The sequence below is a fragment of the Blautia massiliensis (ex Durand et al. 2017) genome, assembly GCF_001487165.1.
Taxonomy (GTDB): Bacteria; Bacillota; Clostridia; order Lachnospirales; family Lachnospiraceae; genus Blautia_A; species Blautia_A fusiformis.
This window is the reverse complement of sequence record NZ_LN913006.1, coordinates 3,469,655-3,487,510: the sequence shown is the minus strand read 5'-3', so window position 1 is coordinate 3,487,510 and position 17,856 is coordinate 3,469,655. Positions and strand designations below refer to the sequence as shown.

17 protein-coding genes are annotated in these 17,856 nt (G+C 46.4%); 2 read left to right on the top strand and 15 right to left on the bottom strand.

Annotated elements, in window-relative coordinates; translation table 11 throughout:
• Positions 1 to 92 precede the first annotated feature (92 nt).
• Positions 93 to 1,889 carry an L-fucose isomerase gene (locus tag BN3261_RS16880; RefSeq protein WP_015525941.1) on the bottom strand — a complete coding sequence of 599 codons (1,797 nt, stop codon included), beginning with the start codon at positions 1,887 to 1,889 and terminating at the stop codon, positions 93 to 95.
• A 205-nt stretch (positions 1,890 to 2,094) separates the two neighbouring features.
• Here BN3261_RS16880 and BN3261_RS16875 point away from each other — a divergent pair, with 205 nt between their 5' ends.
• Complete coding sequence (locus BN3261_RS16875; protein ID WP_021651531.1) at positions 2,095 to 2,943, top strand: AraC family transcriptional regulator; 849 nt, start codon at positions 2,095 to 2,097, stop codon at positions 2,941 to 2,943.
• A gap of 614 nt (positions 2,944 to 3,557) precedes the next feature.
• Here BN3261_RS16875 and recQ read toward each other — a convergent pair.
• Complete coding sequence (gene recQ, locus BN3261_RS16865) at positions 3,558 to 5,387, bottom strand: DNA helicase RecQ (RefSeq protein WP_059086818.1); 1,830 nt, start codon at positions 5,385 to 5,387, stop codon at positions 3,558 to 3,560.
• Positions 5,388 to 5,675: 288 nt separating this feature from the next.
• Here recQ and BN3261_RS16860 point away from each other — a divergent pair, with 288 nt between their 5' ends.
• Entirely contained in the window at positions 5,676 to 6,986 is a 1,311-nt protein-coding gene (locus BN3261_RS16860; protein WP_059086817.1) for a hypothetical protein, read from the top strand.
• A 110-nt stretch (positions 6,987 to 7,096) separates the two neighbouring features.
• Here the strand turns inward: BN3261_RS16860 and BN3261_RS16855 are convergent, their stop codons facing one another.
• From BN3261_RS16855 to BN3261_RS16795, 13 genes are all read right to left on the bottom strand, one after another.
• On the bottom strand, positions 7,097 to 8,314 hold the full coding sequence (locus tag BN3261_RS16855; RefSeq protein ID WP_059086816.1) for a cob(I)yrinic acid a,c-diamide adenosyltransferase: 1,218 nt from the start codon (positions 8,312 to 8,314) through the stop codon (positions 7,097 to 7,099).
• Positions 8,315 to 8,658: 344 nt separating this feature from the next.
• On the bottom strand, positions 8,659 to 9,810 hold the full coding sequence (locus tag BN3261_RS16850; protein ID WP_015525945.1) for a 1-propanol dehydrogenase PduQ: 1,152 nt from the start codon (positions 9,808 to 9,810) through the stop codon (positions 8,659 to 8,661).
• 136 nt (positions 9,811 to 9,946) lie between these two features.
• Positions 9,947 to 10,711, bottom strand: coding sequence for a DeoR/GlpR family DNA-binding transcription regulator (locus BN3261_RS16845; RefSeq protein ID WP_059086815.1), 765 nt, complete (start codon positions 10,709 to 10,711; stop codon positions 9,947 to 9,949).
• Between the two features lie 72 nt (positions 10,712 to 10,783).
• Complete coding sequence (locus BN3261_RS16840; protein WP_015525948.1) at positions 10,784 to 11,332, bottom strand: BMC domain-containing protein; 549 nt, start codon at positions 11,330 to 11,332, stop codon at positions 10,784 to 10,786.
• A gap of 16 nt (positions 11,333 to 11,348) precedes the next feature.
• Positions 11,349 to 12,677: a 4Fe-4S dicluster domain-containing protein gene (locus BN3261_RS16835; protein ID WP_015525949.1), complete on the bottom strand. Its 1,329-nt coding sequence runs from the start codon at positions 12,675 to 12,677 to the stop codon at positions 11,349 to 11,351.
• Between the two features lie 4 nt (positions 12,678 to 12,681).
• Positions 12,682 to 12,948 (bottom strand): EutN/CcmL family microcompartment protein, encoded by a 267-nt coding sequence (locus BN3261_RS16830; protein ID WP_015525950.1) that lies wholly within the window; start codon positions 12,946 to 12,948, stop codon positions 12,682 to 12,684.
• A gap of 68 nt (positions 12,949 to 13,016) precedes the next feature.
• Positions 13,017 to 13,628, bottom strand: coding sequence for a phosphate propanoyltransferase (locus BN3261_RS16825; protein WP_373152625.1), 612 nt, complete (start codon positions 13,626 to 13,628; stop codon positions 13,017 to 13,019).
• Between the two features lie 141 nt (positions 13,629 to 13,769).
• Positions 13,770 to 14,048: a BMC domain-containing protein gene (locus BN3261_RS16820; RefSeq protein ID WP_005427721.1), complete on the bottom strand. Its 279-nt coding sequence runs from the start codon at positions 14,046 to 14,048 to the stop codon at positions 13,770 to 13,772.
• A 72-nt stretch (positions 14,049 to 14,120) separates the two neighbouring features.
• The gene (locus BN3261_RS16815) at positions 14,121 to 14,462 is read right to left on the bottom strand and encodes a BMC domain-containing protein (protein WP_021977483.1); all 342 of its coding nucleotides are present in this window, start codon (positions 14,460 to 14,462) and stop codon (positions 14,121 to 14,123) included.
• A 43-nt stretch (positions 14,463 to 14,505) separates the two neighbouring features.
• Positions 14,506 to 14,781 carry a propanediol utilization microcompartment protein PduA gene (gene pduA, locus BN3261_RS16810; RefSeq protein ID WP_015525952.1) on the bottom strand — a complete coding sequence of 92 codons (276 nt, stop codon included), beginning with the start codon at positions 14,779 to 14,781 and terminating at the stop codon, positions 14,506 to 14,508.
• 85 nt (positions 14,782 to 14,866) lie between these two features.
• Positions 14,867 to 15,181, bottom strand: a complete 315-nt coding sequence (locus BN3261_RS16805; protein ID WP_015525953.1) for a BMC domain-containing protein — start codon at positions 15,179 to 15,181, stop codon at positions 14,867 to 14,869.
• Between the two features lie 24 nt (positions 15,182 to 15,205).
• A complete protein-coding gene (locus BN3261_RS16800) occupies positions 15,206 to 16,438 on the bottom strand; it encodes a zinc-binding dehydrogenase (RefSeq protein WP_059086814.1) in 1,233 nt (410 codons plus the stop codon).
• Between the two features lie 18 nt (positions 16,439 to 16,456).
• Positions 16,457 to 17,845, bottom strand: coding sequence for an aldehyde dehydrogenase family protein (locus BN3261_RS16795; protein ID WP_059086813.1), 1,389 nt, complete (start codon positions 17,843 to 17,845; stop codon positions 16,457 to 16,459).
• Between the last annotated feature and the right edge of the window lie 11 nt (positions 17,846 to 17,856).

The following is a 17,856-nucleotide window of genomic DNA, read 5'->3' as shown; positions in this document are numbered from 1 at the left end:
ATTTCCCAACTATCCATATACCACGGCACAAAAAAATCCTCCGGCACATGCATGCCGGAGGATTTGATATTCCGTTATCTTAACAATATGATTTATTTGTAAAGTGGTCCATAGTTCTTGCAAGCGCGGAAGTCTGCACCCTCTTTTTCCATACCGAATGCGTTCCAAGCTGCCGGACGATAGATATCCTTCTCAGGAACGTTGTGCATGGATACCGGGATTCTCAGCATAGAACACATTGTGATCAGGTCTGCACCGATGTGTCCGTAGGAGATCGCACCGTGGTTAGCACCCCAGTTGTTCATTACATCGTAAGCTGTTTTGAACGGTCCCTCTTTGCCATCGCATCTTGGAGCGAACCATGTACATGGCCATGTGTAATCTGTACGTTTCCAAAGCTTGTCAGATACCTCTTCCGGAAGGGCTACTGTCCATCCCTCTGCGATCTGAAGAACCGGTCCAAGTCCTTTTACAAGGTTCAGACGGATCATAGTTGCAGGCATCTGAGCACGTGTTTCATAACGGCTGGAGTATCCGCCTCCACGGAAGTATCCGTTGTCGGCCATACACCACTCTGTATTGTCCATGATTGCTTTCTGGTCTGCCTCTGTAACATCCCACCACTGTTTCATAACTGGTGTTCCGTCAGCCTCTTTAGCCTGTCCGTTAGCATCCAGGCAAGCAGCACCGGAGTTGATCAGATGAAGGAATCCGCCAGCTTCTTTGGCAACACCCTCAAGGTCATATCCTGTAGCTTTCTTAACTGCCTCCGGGCTCCAGTATGTACGAACATCAGCGAAGATCTGAGCACGTCCTGTAAGAAGTTTCATGAACAGCATTCCAAGTCCGTTGAGAACGTCGTTCTCTGTAGCAAGGATGTACGGCTCACGAGCGCCATTCCAGTCGAAGGATGTGTTCAGCATAGCCTCTGCGAAGTCACCGTTCGGATAGAAGTCTGTCCACTGTCTCTGGCCCTGGAATCCAGCTGCAAGAGCATTGTGTCCGATTGCTTCCTCGGAGAATTCCGGAGCAAGATTATCACAGCCGTTCATCAGCTCTTTGATGATAACTGCCATCTTAACAACAAACTCGAACTGCTCCTCTTTCTTCTCTGGTGAGAACTGAAGCTCTTCCGGGTTCTTGTCCCAGCCGATCTTGCAGGTCTCTTTTGCCCATTTGAGAGCTTTCTCAAACTCTTCATGATCGTAGATACCCTCTGTCATACGACGGATGATCTCTACCTCATCAACAGACTCAACTCTCATTCCGAGATAGGACTCGATGAAATCAGAATCGATGATAGATCCGCCGATACCCATTGTTACAGAACCGATCTGCAGGTAGGATTTACCTCTCATGGATGCAGCTGCAACTGCTGCACGGCCGAATCTTAACAGTTTCTCTTTAACGTCTTCCGGAATGGATGTGTCGTCAGCTTCCTGAACGTCATGTCCGTAGATACCGAATGCCGGAAGGCCCTTCTGTGCATGTGTAGCAAGAACGGATGCCAGATATACAGCACCAGGTCTCTCTGTTCCGTTGAATCCCCATACAGCCTTGATGGTCTGTGGATCCATATCCATGGTCTCAGCTCCGTAGCACCAGCATGGTGTAACTGTAAGAGTGATATCTACACCCTCTTTACGGAATTTATCCGCACATGCAGCGCTCTCACCAACACGTCCGATGGTGGTATCAGCAATAACAACTTTTACAGGCTCACCATTTGAATATTTCAGGTTCTCCTCGAAAAGCTTTGCTGCGGATTTGGCCATGTTCATAGTCTGATCTTCCAGAGATCCTCTTACATCGAGGGCTCCTCTACGTCCGTCGATGGTTGGTCTGATACCGATAACCGGATAGCTGCCTACTAATCTGCTCTTTGCCATAGTAACAATTACCTCCTAAATTTATATTCACTATTATAACTTACTGTTTTTTTACGTTCCAACAACTCCTGTCCGAACTATGCTTTTATTATACGATTGCATCTTTTAAATTACTTGTGTTATAATAGCAAAAAACAGTACAATATTCACTTTTTCATATGAGTTCCTAAAAAATCTATAAAATTTAAGAAAGAAGGGTTGTATTTTGCACGATCTTGGAAGAAATGAGGACAGACTTCGAGGTACCTATGAATTTCCTTTTGAATTCCACCACATTGACAGCAGCCATCCACGCTATGTCATGTCCTACCACTGGCATGTAGAATGTGAAATCATGCGTGTATTACAGGGCACTCTCACCGTCACTTTAGACGAAAAAAGTTTTACAGCAAAAGCCGGAGATGTGATTTTTGTCAATAGTGGAGTTCTGCATTCCGGAATTCCTCAGGATTGTATCTATCAGTGCATTGTTTTTGATATGAACATGTTTCTGAAATTTAATTCCGTCTGCACAGAATATATGCAGAAGATCAGCCACCAGGAGCTGCTGATCTATCACCATTTCACCGAAAAGCAGCCTGATATCCAGAGAGCGGTGAACTCTCTTTTTGATTCTTTCTGGCAGAGGAAGCCAGGATATGAGCTGGTTGTGTTTGGACAATTTTACCACTTTTTCGGATTGGTTTTTGGTAATCATTACTACCTGGAAAGTCTGCGGAAAACCAGACGAGATTACAAGCGCATTGTCCAGCTGAAGCAGGTCGTGGAATTTATTGAAAAGAACTATGCCAGCCCCATTACCCTGCAGGAGCTTTCCGCTTCGGTTTCCATGTCTCCCAAATATTTCTGCCGGTTCTTTTCCGAGATGACGCATCAAACACCAATGGATTACCTCAACCGCCAGAGGATCGAGCAGGCCTGCTGCCAGCTGGCTACCACCGATGATTCCATCACGGAGATTGCCTATCGGAATGGCTTTAATGATCTGAGCTACTTTATCCGTACCTTCAAAAAGTACAAGGGGATCACCCCCGGCAAATATAAAAGACGCTGAAATATTTTTCCACGTCTTAATGGCACATACCAGAGTATTACATGACAAAAAGCAGGATCTCGCACATATTGCGGATATCCTGCTTTTTGAGGAATTGGGCTGTTTTATGTAAATACAGCTTTTTCGGCCTGGCGGAGAACAGTCATGCCGGAACGGATTCCCGTTTTGCAGACGGGCTATGTTCATGTCTTTATGAATACATGCTACTCTTCTGTATGAGAAAAAAAGCCGGCAGGGCAGATTTTCTGCATGAAAAAGCCGACGCAGATCGTGAAGGAGCCTGATCTCTGTTCACGCAGTGACCAGCACCAGATTATGTCTTAATTGAAAGCGGATACGATCATCCACCTCACTGCTTGCTTCTGACCAACGGATATCTCACACAGTCGGTCCATCTACTCGAAGGGATTCCACTGCTGCATAGAACTCTGCTTGCGAAATGCCTGTACGCTGCACCGGAACGTGCAGCAGAATATGATACAGTTAAAAACGATCCGGCCGCACTATAGCCGCCGGATGTTTCCTGCTTGTCTTATTCTAACAAATGCCTCTTTAAAATGCAAGAAATTTCAGAACATTTCGCTCTTCATTTTCCGACAGCAAAAGTCTCTTTCCTACAGATTTTTCACCGCGTCTATAAACCTTTTTCCGTATTTTTCGTACTTGTGCCTGCCGACTCCTGTCACATTCAGCATTTCCTCCTCGTTTCCGGGCTTCAGAATGCACATATGGATAAGGGTTTTGTCGGAAAAGACCATATAAGGGGGGATTTTTTCCTCTCTGGCGATTTCCAGGCGAAGAGCACGGAGCTTCTGAAAAAGGGGCTCATCCTGTTCTCCCAGCTCCCCGACTGCAGATTTCGGAAGTCTGCTCCGTTTCTCTTTTTTCTTCGTCTCCAGCTCTTTTGACATTTTCATTGTGAGGATATGCGCCTCCTCCAGAAGTGACCTGGAAGCGGCGGTCAGCTTCACAATCGTATATCCGTCATCCGTCAGATAAAGATATTCCTTCAGTACCAGATAATTAAAGATCTGCCGCAGCCGGTGTGCCGGAATCTTTGCACAGACTCCATATTCCGGATTTCCATCCATCTCATACTGCCGGATCTTCGCCGTAGATGCGCCGCGCAGAGTATCCAGGATCACGTTCACCCCGTATCTCTGACCACTGCTTTCCACGCACCGGATCATTGCCCTGGCCTCCTGGCTCACATCCTGCTCTTCAAACTCGGTCTGACAGTTCAGGCAGTTTCCGCAGTAGCTTTTTCCGTATTCCCCAAAATATTTCAGGATGTACTCACGCAGACAATCATGGGTAAAGCAGTAAAAGGTCATCTGCTTCAGCCTCTCCTGATCACGCTCCCGGACAAGGCGCCAGACTGCCGCTTCCATTTCCTGGTTATCCTGTCCTCTCTCGATAAGATACTGATTGGTAACCACATCCTTCCCGCTGTAAAGCAGGATACATTCCGCAGGATCGCCGTCACGGCCCGCACGGCCTGCTTCCTGATAATAGCCTTCCATGTTCTTCGGCATATTATAATGAATGACATAACGCACATCGGACTTGTCGATTCCCATTCCAAATGCATTAGTGGCTACCATCACACGACAGCGGTCATAAATAAAATCATCCTGATTGTTCCGGCGTTCCTCATCGGAAAGTCCTGCATGATATCTGGTGGCCGTGATGCCGTCACGGATCAGCTTTCCGCAGACCTCCTCCACCAGCTTTCTGGTGAGACAGTAGATGATTCCACTGTCGTCCGGATGCTCCAGTATGTAATCGTGTACTTCCTTATATTTATCTTTCGGTGTTTTCACTGCAAAATAAAGGTTTTCCCGGTCAAATCCTGTGGTTGTGCAAAAGGGATCCTGAAGCCCCAGAAGTCTTGCAATATCCTCCCTGACCTCCTTCGTGGCTGTAGCTGTAAATGCACCGATCACCGGTCTTTTTGGAAGCTGTGCAACAAACTCTGCGATCTTCAGATAGCTTGGCCGAAAATCCTGTCCCCACTGTGATACACAGTGTGACTCATCCACTGCGATCATGGAAATATCCGCACTCAGCGCAAAATCCAGAAACGCCTCTGTGGTAAGCCTCTCCGGTGCTACATAGATGATCGGATATCGTCCTGCCTTTGCATAGCGCAAGGCTGTGAAATACTGCCCCTGCGTCAGAGAGCTGTTGAGGTATGCTGCTGAGATGCCGACCTGGTTCAGGCTTCTCACCTGATCCTTCATAAGGGAGATCAACGGTGATATTACCAGTGTGATCCCCTTCATCATCAGTGCCGGTACCTGATAGCAGATGGATTTTCCTGCGCCGGTTGGCATCACTGCCAGAACATCTTTTCCTGCAAGAAGCGCATCGATCACCGCTTCCTGCCCTTCTCTGAATGTATCATACCCGAAATGGGTCTTTAAAAGTTCCTGTTTCGTCATAAATCGACATGATCCTTTCTGTTACGTTCCCACCGGAACTGTAACGCTTCTCTTTTTCATTGTCGAATCGCTGCTGTTTTCCGAATATTTCATTTTAACATATTTACAGATAAATTGCCAATTGATACAAAAAAATCACAATGCACTTCCTACCTGGTTTCCTGTTATAATGATATAAGAGAAAGAGTCTGTTTATACTGTTCCGCAGCAGAGGACCATGAATTCATGGAGTACCCGGGCCTCTGTTCAGTAACAGCCGGTATGCTCATAAAAAAAGGAGGGTTTGTTATGTGTAAAAGAAAAATAAAAACCATCGAAACAATTTTTTTCCTGATTCTTTTTTCCTTTATTGTGCTCCTGCTTCCCCAGGATGCTCACGCCAGAGTCCGGGTCGTGACCAAAGGAACCACTTCCACTATCCGTGATACCGACGGTGTGATCGAAGATGAGTCTTCAGACATTAATTTCCCGATCAACATCAAAAATGCAAACTGCCAAAAACGGGTCTATGCCGTGACAGTTCGTGTAAGCTTTTATTCACCCAAGGGAGTCATCCCAAAAAGCACCACATTTTCCATCGATGGGATCAATGTGGTTAAGCTGAGCACTTCAAATTATACACCACTGGCATACAAGGAAACCTTTTTCACCTACGATGACAACATAGAGGATGGCTACCTGGAGTTCGATTTCGGCAATAAAGAATGTCCGGTACCGGTAGACTGTGACTATGAGGTTACCATCAAACAGGCTGTTCCGGAAATTTTTATCACCAACAACAATTATCTGAACCAGAGCATCCGGACCGGAAAAACCACTTCCATCGGAATTGAGATTTCTGATCCCTACGTAAAAACCATCAGCAAATCAAAATTCAAGGTTACTTCTTCCAACAGCTCTGTTCTCAAGGTACAGAGCATCACTCAGGATTCCAAAAAACGCAGCCGTTTCACAGTTACCCTGAAGGGCATGAAAGCCGGATCCGCAAAGATCACTTTATCCTATCCAAAGGCCGCAGCCTGTAAGCTGACCGGAAAAGTAACCTCGCCTTCAAAAACCGTAGCAACCTTCCGCGCTTCCAAGACTACACTCAAGGTTGGCTCCAAGGTCAGCATGCGTTCCCTCATCAATCTGAAGGGCGGTACCAGTCTGACCATCAAAAATGCAAAATCCAGCAAGCCTTCCGTACTTGCCATTTCCGGAAACTATCTTGTCCCAAAGAAAAAAGGGTCAGCCACAGTTACCGCAAACTTAAACGGTGTCAATCGTAAGATCACTATTACCGTATCCGCACCGGCCGCCAAACCTACCGTCAAAAATCTGAAGATCAGTGTTGCCCGTATCAAGTATGGCCCCAATGACATGAAGACCTATTATACCTTAAAATTCACCAATACTTCTGCGAAAACCATCACCACCGCAAAAGTACAGATCATCACAGGTTCCGGTATCTATGACCAGATGTACTGGACCAAGAACCTGACACTGAACCTGAAGCCCGGAAAAACCATGACAAAAACCTATTTTATCCAGAACATGGTCCAGGCACCGGAAAAAAGTGATATTTCCGTTAAATGTCTGAAGATTAGCTGGAAGTAAATAATTCAAAAGGGACGTGCCGCAGTATTGATTTAAAAATCATCACTGCAACACGTCCCTTTTATTTATTCTCTCTGAGCTGTCTATACGTTTTGTTTTTATCCTGTATCCTACAGTACCTCATTCAGTACCTGCAGTCCATACTCTGCAAGGCTGTTATCCTCTTCGCCGGTACCACCGCTGATACCGAGACCGCCGATGATGGTGTCTCCAACCTTCAGGGGTACACCGCCTCCGAATATCACAATATTGTCACTCATTTTTCCAAGACCATAAAATGTCTGGCCCGGCTGTGTCAGTCTGGAAAGCTCCATGGTGGACATCTTCACTGCCACAGATGTATATGCCTTTTTTACGGCCATATCAAAGCTTACAAGAAAAGATCCATCCATCACATGAACCGCAACCGGATTTCCATCCGGGCTGCATACCGCAATTACAGAAGGCTTGTTTCTTCTCAAAGCTTCCTGCTCGATCTTCTCAATAAGCCTCTTGGCAGAATCCAATGTGATACGACCCTGGATACCCATACGCTTCAGCACTTCCTGGATCATCGCCGTGTTTGCTGCTATACTGTCATTCTGTGCCATCGCCGTATTTCCTCCCACTGCTGTCGTCACAGTCCCATTCTGCACATCAAAAGCCTGTACATCCCTTTTCTGCACCATCTGCGAATCCTGTGCTCTTACATCCACCGCTGATGTACCCGCTGCAACATCCGCACTACTTCCAACAGCCTCTGCCCCAACATTAGCTACAATCCCAGCAGTTTCTGCTTTCACAGATTCCTGAACACTTTCAGAAATATCTGTCTTCTTCTCTTCAATCTTCGCTGCATCCACATACCTTGCCAACACATAAAAATAATCCGACAATCGATTCATATATTTCTTGGCTCCGGTATCCGATCCAAACTTCACGCTGACCAGCGCAAGCTCTCTCTCAGCCCTCCGTGCCACAGCTCTTGTCACATCGATCTCAGCCGCAACTCGGGAATCCCCCGGAAGAATCGGAAGCCTCTCTCCGGAAAAAATCTCTTTCATCCGGCCAATCTCCTCCTCCAGAAGCTCCGTCCGGTCTTCACTGACCTTAAACTCCCGATTATAAGGATCAGAAACCCCATCTACGATCTTCTTCAAAGTCTCCGAGATCTTCTCCAGCATCCGGACAACATCCACATCATCAACCAGAACCCGCACAAGCCCAATATGACTCATCAGCTCCTCAACTGACCCCATCAGACAAATCCGATCATCCGACTTTGAAACATTCTTCGTATGGGAAAGATCCGTCATCCCCTTATCACCATACCCGGTATAAACCTCCATCCCAGCTCAACCTCCCAGCAATTCCTGATAAATAATCCCACCCATATCAGACCAATTTTACAATCCTCGAAATGCTACGCATACCACACATACGTAAACACACACCACAATCATCCCGGCAAACCAAGCGCGGCGTTCACAAACGCGCCAGCCTCCGCCAAAACGTCACACATTCAAGGCGCCCACAGCGCCCCATCGGCACAACGTTCAACCCGGAACAACCGCAGCATACAGGCACAAGTCAATAACCTTTCCGCCCGCCACAGTCAAGCACTCTAAAAAAAGCCCGAGGGGTGTGCAGAGGGGCCGCGGCTTTGCGGCCCCTTTGCGGTTTTCATCTTTTATCAAAAAGACCAAAGTTTAGTATAAATCTTAATAATATCCTCTTTCTTCGGTACACGCGGATTTGCCGCTGTGCAGGCATCCGCAAGTGCCATATCCGCCATCTTATCAACCGCCGCAAAATAAGCATCCGGTGTGATCGTCTTCATCTCTTCGATGGTAAGCGGGATATTCATCTCTTTCTGCATAAACTGGATCCAGTTTACAAGAGATCTTACGCTCATAACTTCGTTATAATTGCTCAGTCCAAGAAGATGTGCAATATTGGAATATCTCTTTACTGCCGGAAGATATTCTTTCTGGCTTCTGCTGCGTTTGTTGATATTTGCATTATATTCAACAATATGCGGCAACAGCATCGCATTAGCTCTTCCGTGAGGAATATGGAAAATAGCACCCAGCTGATGAGCCATACTGTGAGTAATTCCAAGACCTGCTGCATTGAAGGAAAGTCCTGCCAGACAGGACGCTACATGCATCTTCTGTCTTGCATGCATATCATTACCGTCAACATATGCACGATAAAGATATACGCCACAGATCTCGATTGCTTTCTCTGCAAGTGCAGATGTAAACTCATTATGGTTGATGCTGACATAAGACTCAATTGCATGAGTCAGAACATCCATACCTGTATCTGCTGTAATCGCAGGCGGAACACTGCGTACAAGCTCCGCATCCAGAATTGCCTCATCAGCGGTCAGGCTGTCTGAGATCAGCGGATACTTCACATGTGCTTCTGTATCATTTACAACTGCAAAAGAAGTAACCTCGGAACCGGTACCACTTGTTGTAGGAATGGCAACCAGTCCGACTTTTCCGTAATTATTGATCTTCAGGGCAAACTCACGGATTGCCTTGGAAGAGTCGATGGCAGAACCACCACCTACTGCAACAATAGCTTCCGGCTGATACTGAAGGAATTTCTTAACTCCTTCGGCAATTTTTCCAACCGGTGCATCCGGAACAACATCACAGAAAATATCAAATTCTTTTCCACCTGCCTGAAGCGGTTTTGTGATCATATCGATCATTCCGCTTTTTACAACAAACGGGTCTGTGATAACAAGGACTCTTTTGTATGGAATATCTCTCAGTCTTCCCAGGGCATCAGCTCCAAAATGGATGGCTGTTTTCATTTCAAATGTATTCATAGAAACTGCTCCCTCTCGTCAAACCGAAACACAGTTCTCTTTTGTCTGTCTGTGTTCGGATAAAGTAAAGCGGATCTCCGCATTCCGCATACACTGCATGCTCATGAACATAATCGTTTCACAATATATGTTCCGTCTATTTCGGGTAGATGCATTCGATCTTATGCCTGTTGAAATGATCCAACCACTTTTCAGACGGTTTTTTGTCTGTGATGATCGTCTCGATATCCCGCAGCTGTCCTGCCACGGAAAAAGCAGTCTGATCAAATTTCGTGCTGTCTACCACCAGAATACGCATTTTTCCGGAATTGATCATGGCTTTTTTTGTTGTTCCAAAGGCTTCTTTGGATTCCATGATCCCCATATCCTCGTTTAATGCCTTACAGGAAAAAATAACCTTGTCCACATAATAAGAACGGATCACTTCCTCGGTTCTGGCACCAAGAAATGCAAGATATCCTTCCTTCATCACTCCACCGGTGGAAATAATATTCCAGCCGGATACATCCGAGAGCTCCAGAAGGATCTCCATAGAATTGGTAACAACGGTAAGACGTTCCTTTTCTTTCAGAGCCTTGGCCACAAAAACTGCCGTTGTGCTGGCATCCAGAAAAATGTGATCTCCGTCATTCACCATGGAAGCAGCAATCTCCGCCATTTTCTGCTTTCCCTGTACATTCTGGTTTTTACGAATATTAAATGGTAAATCAATACCGACATCTTCGTTGATCACCGCACCGCCATAACTCTTTGTGGCAAGTCCCTCTTTTTCCAGCTTGTCCAGATCACGGCGGATGGTTTCTTCTGAGACATTATAAAGCTGGCTTAGTTCACTTACAACAACCCTTTTCTCTTCCTGTAATTTCTCGAGAATCAGATTTCTTCTCTCTAATGCTAGCATAAGATGCCTCCTTTTCAGATGTCATTGCAGGGATACCCTTCAAAAGGATATCCCTCAGATATAAAGACAATATTAAAGGATCGTATCGATCATTCTCTTGTCCGGATGAGCGATCACTGAGGAATCCATGTACATTCCTTTTTCAGCTACCAGCTCTTTTGCTCTTTCGATAGAAGCCTCTACTGCAGAAACCTCGCCGGTAAGAAGCATGTATGATTTACCGCACATACCCTTGGCGATACGAAGCTCGATCAGATCAACGATAGCTGTCTTAGCTGCCTGATCTGCCGCCTCGATGATAGATGCTGCATCATAGGTCTCAAGAATTCCCAGGGCACTGATCTCCTCGACCTGTGTGGTTCCGTAGATTGCCGGGAAAATGGACTCATGTGGATTGCCCAGTACAAAACTGTCAATACATTTGTCCTCGTATGTTGTTACAGCTGTGTCTACAGCAGCTTTTACTGCGCTTAAATCTCCGGTGATAATTGCAATATATTTTCCCGGACATACTGTCTGCGCCTCCACGATCTCTACTTCAGATGTCTTAACCATGGCATCTGCTGCAGTGATACCAGCTGGTGTGGTTTTAAACTCAATCATTCCGATTGCTCTACTCATTTTGTGCACGTCCTTTCTAATTTCTTGCAATTACAACATGGCGGTCTGTCACTTCTGTAACCTTACCGCTGATGGTTGCATGGATTCCGACACTTAATCCCTGTGCAGGCTGTGCGATCATCTGGCCTTCTGTTACCATATCGCCTACATTTACGATTGCCTGTGCCGGTGCACCGATATGCTGGCTTAAGAGAACCTTTACCTTCGATACGTTTACAAGTTCTTCCTGAAGCGGTGCATCCTTGTCATATTTGGTAAGTCCCAGACGTGCCATCAGACGCTCCTCAGGAACCTTGCGGTATTCTCTGGACTCCTGAACCGGCTTCGGCTGAACACCCTGAGGTGGTCTGATCCCTGCCTTACGAAGTCCGCCCTTCATATCTGCAAGCAGTGTTCTCGGAGCCAGGCTCTGCGGACACGCATACATCTCGCAGACACCACAGGAGCTGCAGAATGCAGAATTGATATAAGGATTTACATTTCTGAAATCCTGATTGGATGCTGCCATCATGAACATTGCCGGATCGATCGGGTGTCCCAGATTATGTCTCGGGCAAAGATCTGTACATGTATGGCAGTGGCAGCAGATCGATGCTGCTCTCTTCAGATCTATAGAAGAAGTCCGCTGCTTCTTCATGACAATAACATGGTCCTTTGGAAGAACCAGGATTGCATTCGTTGTTTTTGTAACCGGGTCTGAACCATTTCCGATACGTCCCATCATCGGGCCGCCAACGAAATATACAGGATCCTTTACAGTTGTACCGCCTGCCTGGGCAACAACCTCTTCCAGTGTACATCCCAACGGAACCTTCACTGTAACAGGGTTCTCAACCTCAGCAACAACGGAAACATATTTACATGTGACCGGTTTATGTTCTTCTACCGCGCGGTATACATTGTAGAGAGTCTCTACATTAAATACGGCTACTCCCTGCTCGATCGGCAGTCCTCCGGGCCGTACCACACGTCCGGTTGCCTCATAAATAAGAACAACCTCATCACCCATCGGATAAACCTCATCCAGAAGATGGATCTTAACCCTCGGGAATTCTTCAATATGCTGATTTAAAGCATTGATCGTCTGTACATAAGACTTTTTGATTCCGATAATGGCCTGTGAAGCTCCTACCGTCTCCGCAACCATATCGAATGTTTTCATGATCTCGTATGCGTGCTTCTCCAACAACTGTCTGTGAAGTTTCAGTAATGGTTCGCACTCTGCACAGTTCATAAGAATGGTATCCGCTTTGTCTGTCAGTTTCATGTATGTAGGGAAACCTGCTCCACCTGCTCCGACAACACCATTCTCCTGCATAATTTTCTGTAATTCTTTGATATCCATGGCGTTACTCCAATCCTGCACCGTCGTCTACGATACCGACGATGGCGGCATCTACCGGTGCTGTTTCTACGCCGCAGCCAATTCTTGCTGCGCTTCCTTGTGCCACCAATACATATTCGCCGATTCCCGCACCGATGATATCAATAGCGACAATCTGGCTGTGCTCGGCTTTCATATGATGCACCGGCTCCACGATCATGAATTTATTTCCTATGAGTTTTTCACTTTTTCGTGTGGAAACAATACTTCCAACTACTTTGCCTACGATCATATGAGCCTCCGTTTTTCTCTATATCCTCTGCTGGGGATGCCGGAAACGGCATCCCCGAAGGAGGAATATTATTTGATTATGGTAACTGTATTGCCTGTGGCAATTCTTGCTGCATTTGCTTCATCTGTATCAATATGCATTTCCAGTGTAAAGCTGTCATCAACACGGATCTTAACCTGATTAAAGATCGTTCCACGCTCATTGTCAGCTTTAACGGAAACAACATCACCATCATGTACACCCGCAGCCTGGGCATCCTTCGGAGCCATGTGGATGTGACGCATAGCCACAATACATCCCTCTTTCAGATAAATGGCACCTTTCGGTCCGACGATGGCGATCGGTGCACTTCCTGCAAGATCACCGGACATACGTACCGGAACCTTCATTCCCAGCTTGATCGCATCTGTTGCGGAAACCTCAACCTGTGATTTACTGCGGACAGGTCCGAGGATCCTTACATTCTCGATCGCACGGAGCTTCAGTCCCACAATGGTAACTGTTTCGTTAGATGCAAACTGTCCGCCCATCAGATCCTTTTTCTTTGTGAGCTGATAGCCTTCTCCGAACAGCGCCTCCACATGCTCCTGTGTCAGGTGAATATGTCTTGCGGAAACTCCGATAGGAACAACGAAACCATTGCCCTTGTCTTCGTTTTTGTTGATCGCATCGATCACCATTTTTGTGATCATTTCAATATTATTCGTTTCCAAGAGTACACCTGCTTTCTTTCGGTTTCATGACTGAACTTAACTCAAAACACACCGGCCGGAAGCCTTAATGGCCCTCAGGCCGGTGCGTCTTGGAACTGATCAGTTAGATTATTTAAGAACCGGAAGGATTTTCTCAACATCTGTATGAGGTCTCGGGATTACGTGTGTAGCTACAAGCTCTCCAAGTCTGGATGCTGCTGCGCTTCCGCTCTCTACTGCAGATTTAACTGCTCCTACATCTCCACGAACCATAACAGTTACAAGACCGGAACCGATCTTCTCTGTTCCTACAAGTGCAACGTTAGCTGCCTTGCACATCTGGTCAGCTGCCTCGATAGCTGCTGTAAGTCCTCTTGTCTCAACCATTCCTAATGCTTCCTGTGTCATGATTATATCCTCCTTATGGATTGCTAATGCTTTATTTGTTCTGTTTACTTCTGACTTTTTTGGTGCAGCAGTTTATTTTTCGCTGCTGTTTTTGCTTTCCAGTGCTGTTTCCGGATTCTCTTGCTGTTTCTTTTTCCACCGGCTTGCACTCAGCTCAACCAGTTTGACGATTTCCTCGTGAGGATTGGCAATTACCGCATAACTGGCAGGTTTCTTGATTGCCTGCTCTACTGCCGCATTGACAGCTGCTGTAACTGCTGATACATCGCCTTGTACGATCAGGGTCACCAGTCGTCCGCCCAGCTTACGCTCCCATGACGCCAGCTCAACGTCTGCCGTTTTGCACATGATGTCCAGGGCATTGATCGCCGCAACCACACCTGTGATTTCTATAAATCCATATGATTTTCCCATGAGCGAACTCCTTAATTAATTTCTGTTCCTCTCAAAGCCTGAATTAGAGCTTCGGAAGAATTTTTTCTACATCTGTATGAGGTCTCGGGATCACGTGTGTAGCTACGAGCTCTCCAAGTCTGGATGCTGCTGCGCTTCCGCTCTCTACTGCTGCTTTTACAGCGCCTACGTCTCCACGAACCATAACAGTTACAAGACCGGAACCGATCTTCTCTGTTCCTACAAGCGCAACCTCTGCTGCTTTTGTCATTGCATCTGCTGCCTCGATTGCAGCTGTGAGGCCTCTTGTCTCAACCATTCCTAATGCTTCCTGTGCCATGATTCTATCCTCCTGAATCTTATCTTCGTTACAATTTTATCATATATGATTCCGCCACTTTTGTAAAGTAAACTTCGGAATCCGCTTAATCTTTATCCAGGGCGCTGATTTTCAGCATTTTCTGTGTACCTGGTTCCGGGTTGGGGATTATGTAATGCTGTACCACGCCTGTCATGCTCTCTGCGACTTTCATGCCGGCTTCTACCGCTGCCGTGACATCTGACACGCTTCCGCGGTACTTGATGCAGACAAGAAGCGGTACTGGCAGGCTGTCCGCATTCGCCGGTTTATTCTTATCGAATACCTCCAGGTGGACATTTGCAGCCTTGCACCCGGCGTCAGCTGCCACAAAGGCTGTTGCAAGTCCGAAGACCTCAAGAATTCCTACAGCTTCTGCCATGTTGCTTCTCCTTTCCCGTTAAGGTTATTTATTAACAATCGCGATCTTAAGACCTGTCATTGCCAGGTTTGTCTCAAGTGCCTCGTTGATCTCCTCAAGCGGGAACTTGTGTGTGATCAGCTCAGACATCGGAAGTCCGATTGCTTTTGCTCTCTTAAGGAAATCAAATGTTGTTGCATAGTCTCTCAGGTTGTATACCCAGGAACCAACAAGGTTGATCTCTTTGGAGCAGAGGTCGAAGTGCGGGTTAATGGTTGCGTCTCCACCGTTGATGAAGAAACCAAGCTCGCAAAGACCGCCGCCGTTGCGGATGAATTTATAAATGTTGGAATGTGCATGAGGATTTCCAGTACACTGGAAAGCGAAATCTGCAAGATGTCCGCCCTGAGCCTCTTTAACAGCCTCAGTAAGTGCCTCAATGCCTTTGAAATTCATAAAGTTTACAGTTGTGTTTGCGCCCATTCTCTTGGCAAACTCAAGACGTTTCTCATTTCCGTCTACTGCACAGATATTGTGAACGCCCATTGTATGGAGAACAGCGATGCAGATCAGACCGATCGGTCCGCAGCCCTGAACAACAACTCTGCTGTTGAATTTCAGGATTCCTGTTGTTTTTGCTCTCTCTACTGCATGTACAAGTACTGCACATGGCTCGATGAGGATACGGGAATCAAGATCCAGGTCGCTTACATTGAAGAATGTGGAACCGAATTTTCCGCCTCTGATGAAGATGTAATCAGCGAACCATCCGTTGAATTTTACATCGTCATCTGGAAGAAGTCCGTATACATCAGCGCCGCCTACGTTCTTCTTGTTAAGGTCGAACATTGTGATTTCCGGATCATCTTTGAAGATCATACATGTAACGATCTTGTCGCCGACTTTAACCGGTTTACCAGCTGTATCAACTTTAACGTTTTTACCCATTTTTACGATCTCACCGGTTCCCTCATGTCCGAGAACTACCGGGATAAGACCGAACGGGTCATTTTTGTACTCATGAGCATCTGTTCCACAGACACCGCATCCCTCAACTTTAACAAGGATGTCGTCGTCGCCAACTTCCGGAAGATCATACTCCTGAAGCTCAAAATGTTTCTTCTCTGTCATCATTGCTACTCTTGCTTTTTTCGGAATTGTGTTTCCTGCCGGAGCAGCCGGAGCGCTTGGTGCAGCAGCTGCTGCCGGAGCGTTTCCTGTCATGCCGGAGAGAACCTGTTTAACGATTTCTTCGATATTTACATTGTTCATATCCATGATTTATGTTCCTCCTGATCAACGAATGCAAAGGCTGTCTGTCATTACGCAGCGTCTTCTCTTTGTGAATGTGCTTGCGCTTGTAAGTCCCTCACCTGTACGGCTTGCGATGGTAAATGTACAGAAACCTTCTCCTCCGAATCCAAGTGCGGAATAGGACGGGCCGTTCTTTACAAGGATCGCGGTATCGATTGCTTTCGCATATTTTGTAATGTTATCGATATTCTTGGAATGAATATGTGCGGAATGACGGTTGCCATGCTCAAGCCATACAGCCTGCTCTACAGCATCGTCGAAATCCTTTGCTCTTACGATTCCGAGAATTGGCATCATAAGCTCTGTTGTGATAAGCGGATGTTCCTTCGGTCCCTCGAAGATGATGCAGCGGGTATTGGCCGGTGCCTGAACTCCGATCATGGAAAGAAGGGTCTTCGCATCACGTCCTACACATTTACGGTTCAGCTTGCCGCCTGCAAGTACAGTCTCAACAAGTTTGTCCTGCTCTTCCTTGGATGCAAGGTAGCAGTCATTCTCTGTAAGCATGTAGTGCATTAACTCATCAACTACGGAAGATACTGCAACAACTTCCTTCTCTGCGATACATGGAAGGTTATTATCGAATGTACACCCGTTTACGATATCCCTTGCTGCCTTACGGATATCAGCAGTATCATCAACCAGTGCCGGCGGGTTACCTGCTCCTGCACCGATTCCTCTCTTACCGGAGGAAAGAACTGCTGTTACAACACCAGGGCCGCCTGTTGCTGCGATCAGATGGATATCTTTATGTTTCATCATAATATTGCTGGTCTCAAGAGTTGGTTTCTCAACTGTGACAGCGATATTATCCGGGCCGCCTGATTCCAGGGAAGCCTCATTTAAAAGATTGATTGCGTAAATAGAAGTTTTAACTGCTGCCGGATGTGGGTTGAATACGACTGTATTTCCACCTGCCAGCATGCCCATTGTGTTACAGAGAACTGTTTCACTCGGGTTTGTACATGGTGTGATCGCACCGATCACGCCAAACGGTCCCATCTCGATCAGAGTCAGTCCTCTGTCTCCGGACCATGCAGTTGTTGTGATGTCTTCGGTACCAGGAGTCTTATCTGCTACCAGGTGATGTTTGAGGATCTTATCTCCTACATTACCCATACCAGTTTCCTCAACACCCATACGTGCCAGTACTTCCGCATTCTCTTTGATCTTCTTGCGGATGCAGGTGATGATCTTCTCTCTCTGGTCCATAGACATTGTCTTAACTACCAGCTGAGCCTTCTTGGCTGCTTCGATAGCATCATTCATATCCTTGAAAACGCCATGTTTTCCGGCCGGAGCATCTGCAATCTGCATCTTTGCCATAACTTCCTGTACAATTTCCTGTACCATATTCTCACTTATTGGCATGAGATTGTCCT

What these genes read in the sequence shown, in the direction of transcription:
- BN3261_RS16880 (WP_015525941.1), bottom strand. Translation starts at nt 1,889, where the DNA reads ATGGCAAAGAGCAGATTAGTAGGCAGCTATCCGGTTATCGGTATCAGA.
- recQ (WP_059086818.1), bottom strand. Translation starts at nt 5,387, where the DNA reads ATGACGAAACAGGAACTTTTAAAGACCCATTTCGGGTATGATACATTC.
- BN3261_RS16860 (WP_059086817.1), top strand. Translation starts at nt 5,676, where the DNA reads ATGTGTAAAAGAAAAATAAAAACCATCGAAACAATTTTTTTCCTGATT.
- BN3261_RS16855 (WP_059086816.1), bottom strand. Translation starts at nt 8,314, where the DNA reads ATGGAGGTTTATACCGGGTATGGTGATAAGGGGATGACGGATCTTTCC.
- BN3261_RS16850 (WP_015525945.1), bottom strand. Translation starts at nt 9,810, where the DNA reads ATGAATACATTTGAAATGAAAACAGCCATCCATTTTGGAGCTGATGCC.
- BN3261_RS16845 (WP_059086815.1), bottom strand. Translation starts at nt 10,711, where the DNA reads ATGCTAGCATTAGAGAGAAGAAATCTGATTCTCGAGAAATTACAGGAA.
- BN3261_RS16840 (WP_015525948.1), bottom strand. Translation starts at nt 11,332, where the DNA reads ATGAGTAGAGCAATCGGAATGATTGAGTTTAAAACCACACCAGCTGGT.
- BN3261_RS16835 (WP_015525949.1), bottom strand. Translation starts at nt 12,677, where the DNA reads ATGGATATCAAAGAATTACAGAAAATTATGCAGGAGAATGGTGTTGTC.
- BN3261_RS16830 (WP_015525950.1), bottom strand. Translation starts at nt 12,948, where the DNA reads ATGATCGTAGGCAAAGTAGTTGGAAGTATTGTTTCCACACGAAAAAGT.
- BN3261_RS16825 (WP_373152625.1), bottom strand. Translation starts at nt 13,628, where the DNA reads ATGGTGATCGATGCGATCAACAAAAACGAAGACAAGGGCAATGGTTTC.
- BN3261_RS16820 (WP_005427721.1), bottom strand. Translation starts at nt 14,048, where the DNA reads ATGACACAGGAAGCATTAGGAATGGTTGAGACAAGAGGACTTACAGCA.
- BN3261_RS16815 (WP_021977483.1), bottom strand. Translation starts at nt 14,462, where the DNA reads ATGGGAAAATCATATGGATTTATAGAAATCACAGGTGTGGTTGCGGCG.
- pduA (WP_015525952.1), bottom strand. Translation starts at nt 14,781, where the DNA reads ATGGCACAGGAAGCATTAGGAATGGTTGAGACAAGAGGCCTCACAGCT.
- BN3261_RS16805 (WP_015525953.1), bottom strand. Translation starts at nt 15,181, where the DNA reads ATGGCAGAAGCTGTAGGAATTCTTGAGGTCTTCGGACTTGCAACAGCC.
- BN3261_RS16800 (WP_059086814.1), bottom strand. Translation starts at nt 16,438, where the DNA reads ATGGATATGAACAATGTAAATATCGAAGAAATCGTTAAACAGGTTCTC.
- BN3261_RS16795 (WP_059086813.1), bottom strand. Translation starts at nt 17,845, where the DNA reads ATGCCAATAAGTGAGAATATGGTACAGGAAATTGTACAGGAAGTTATG.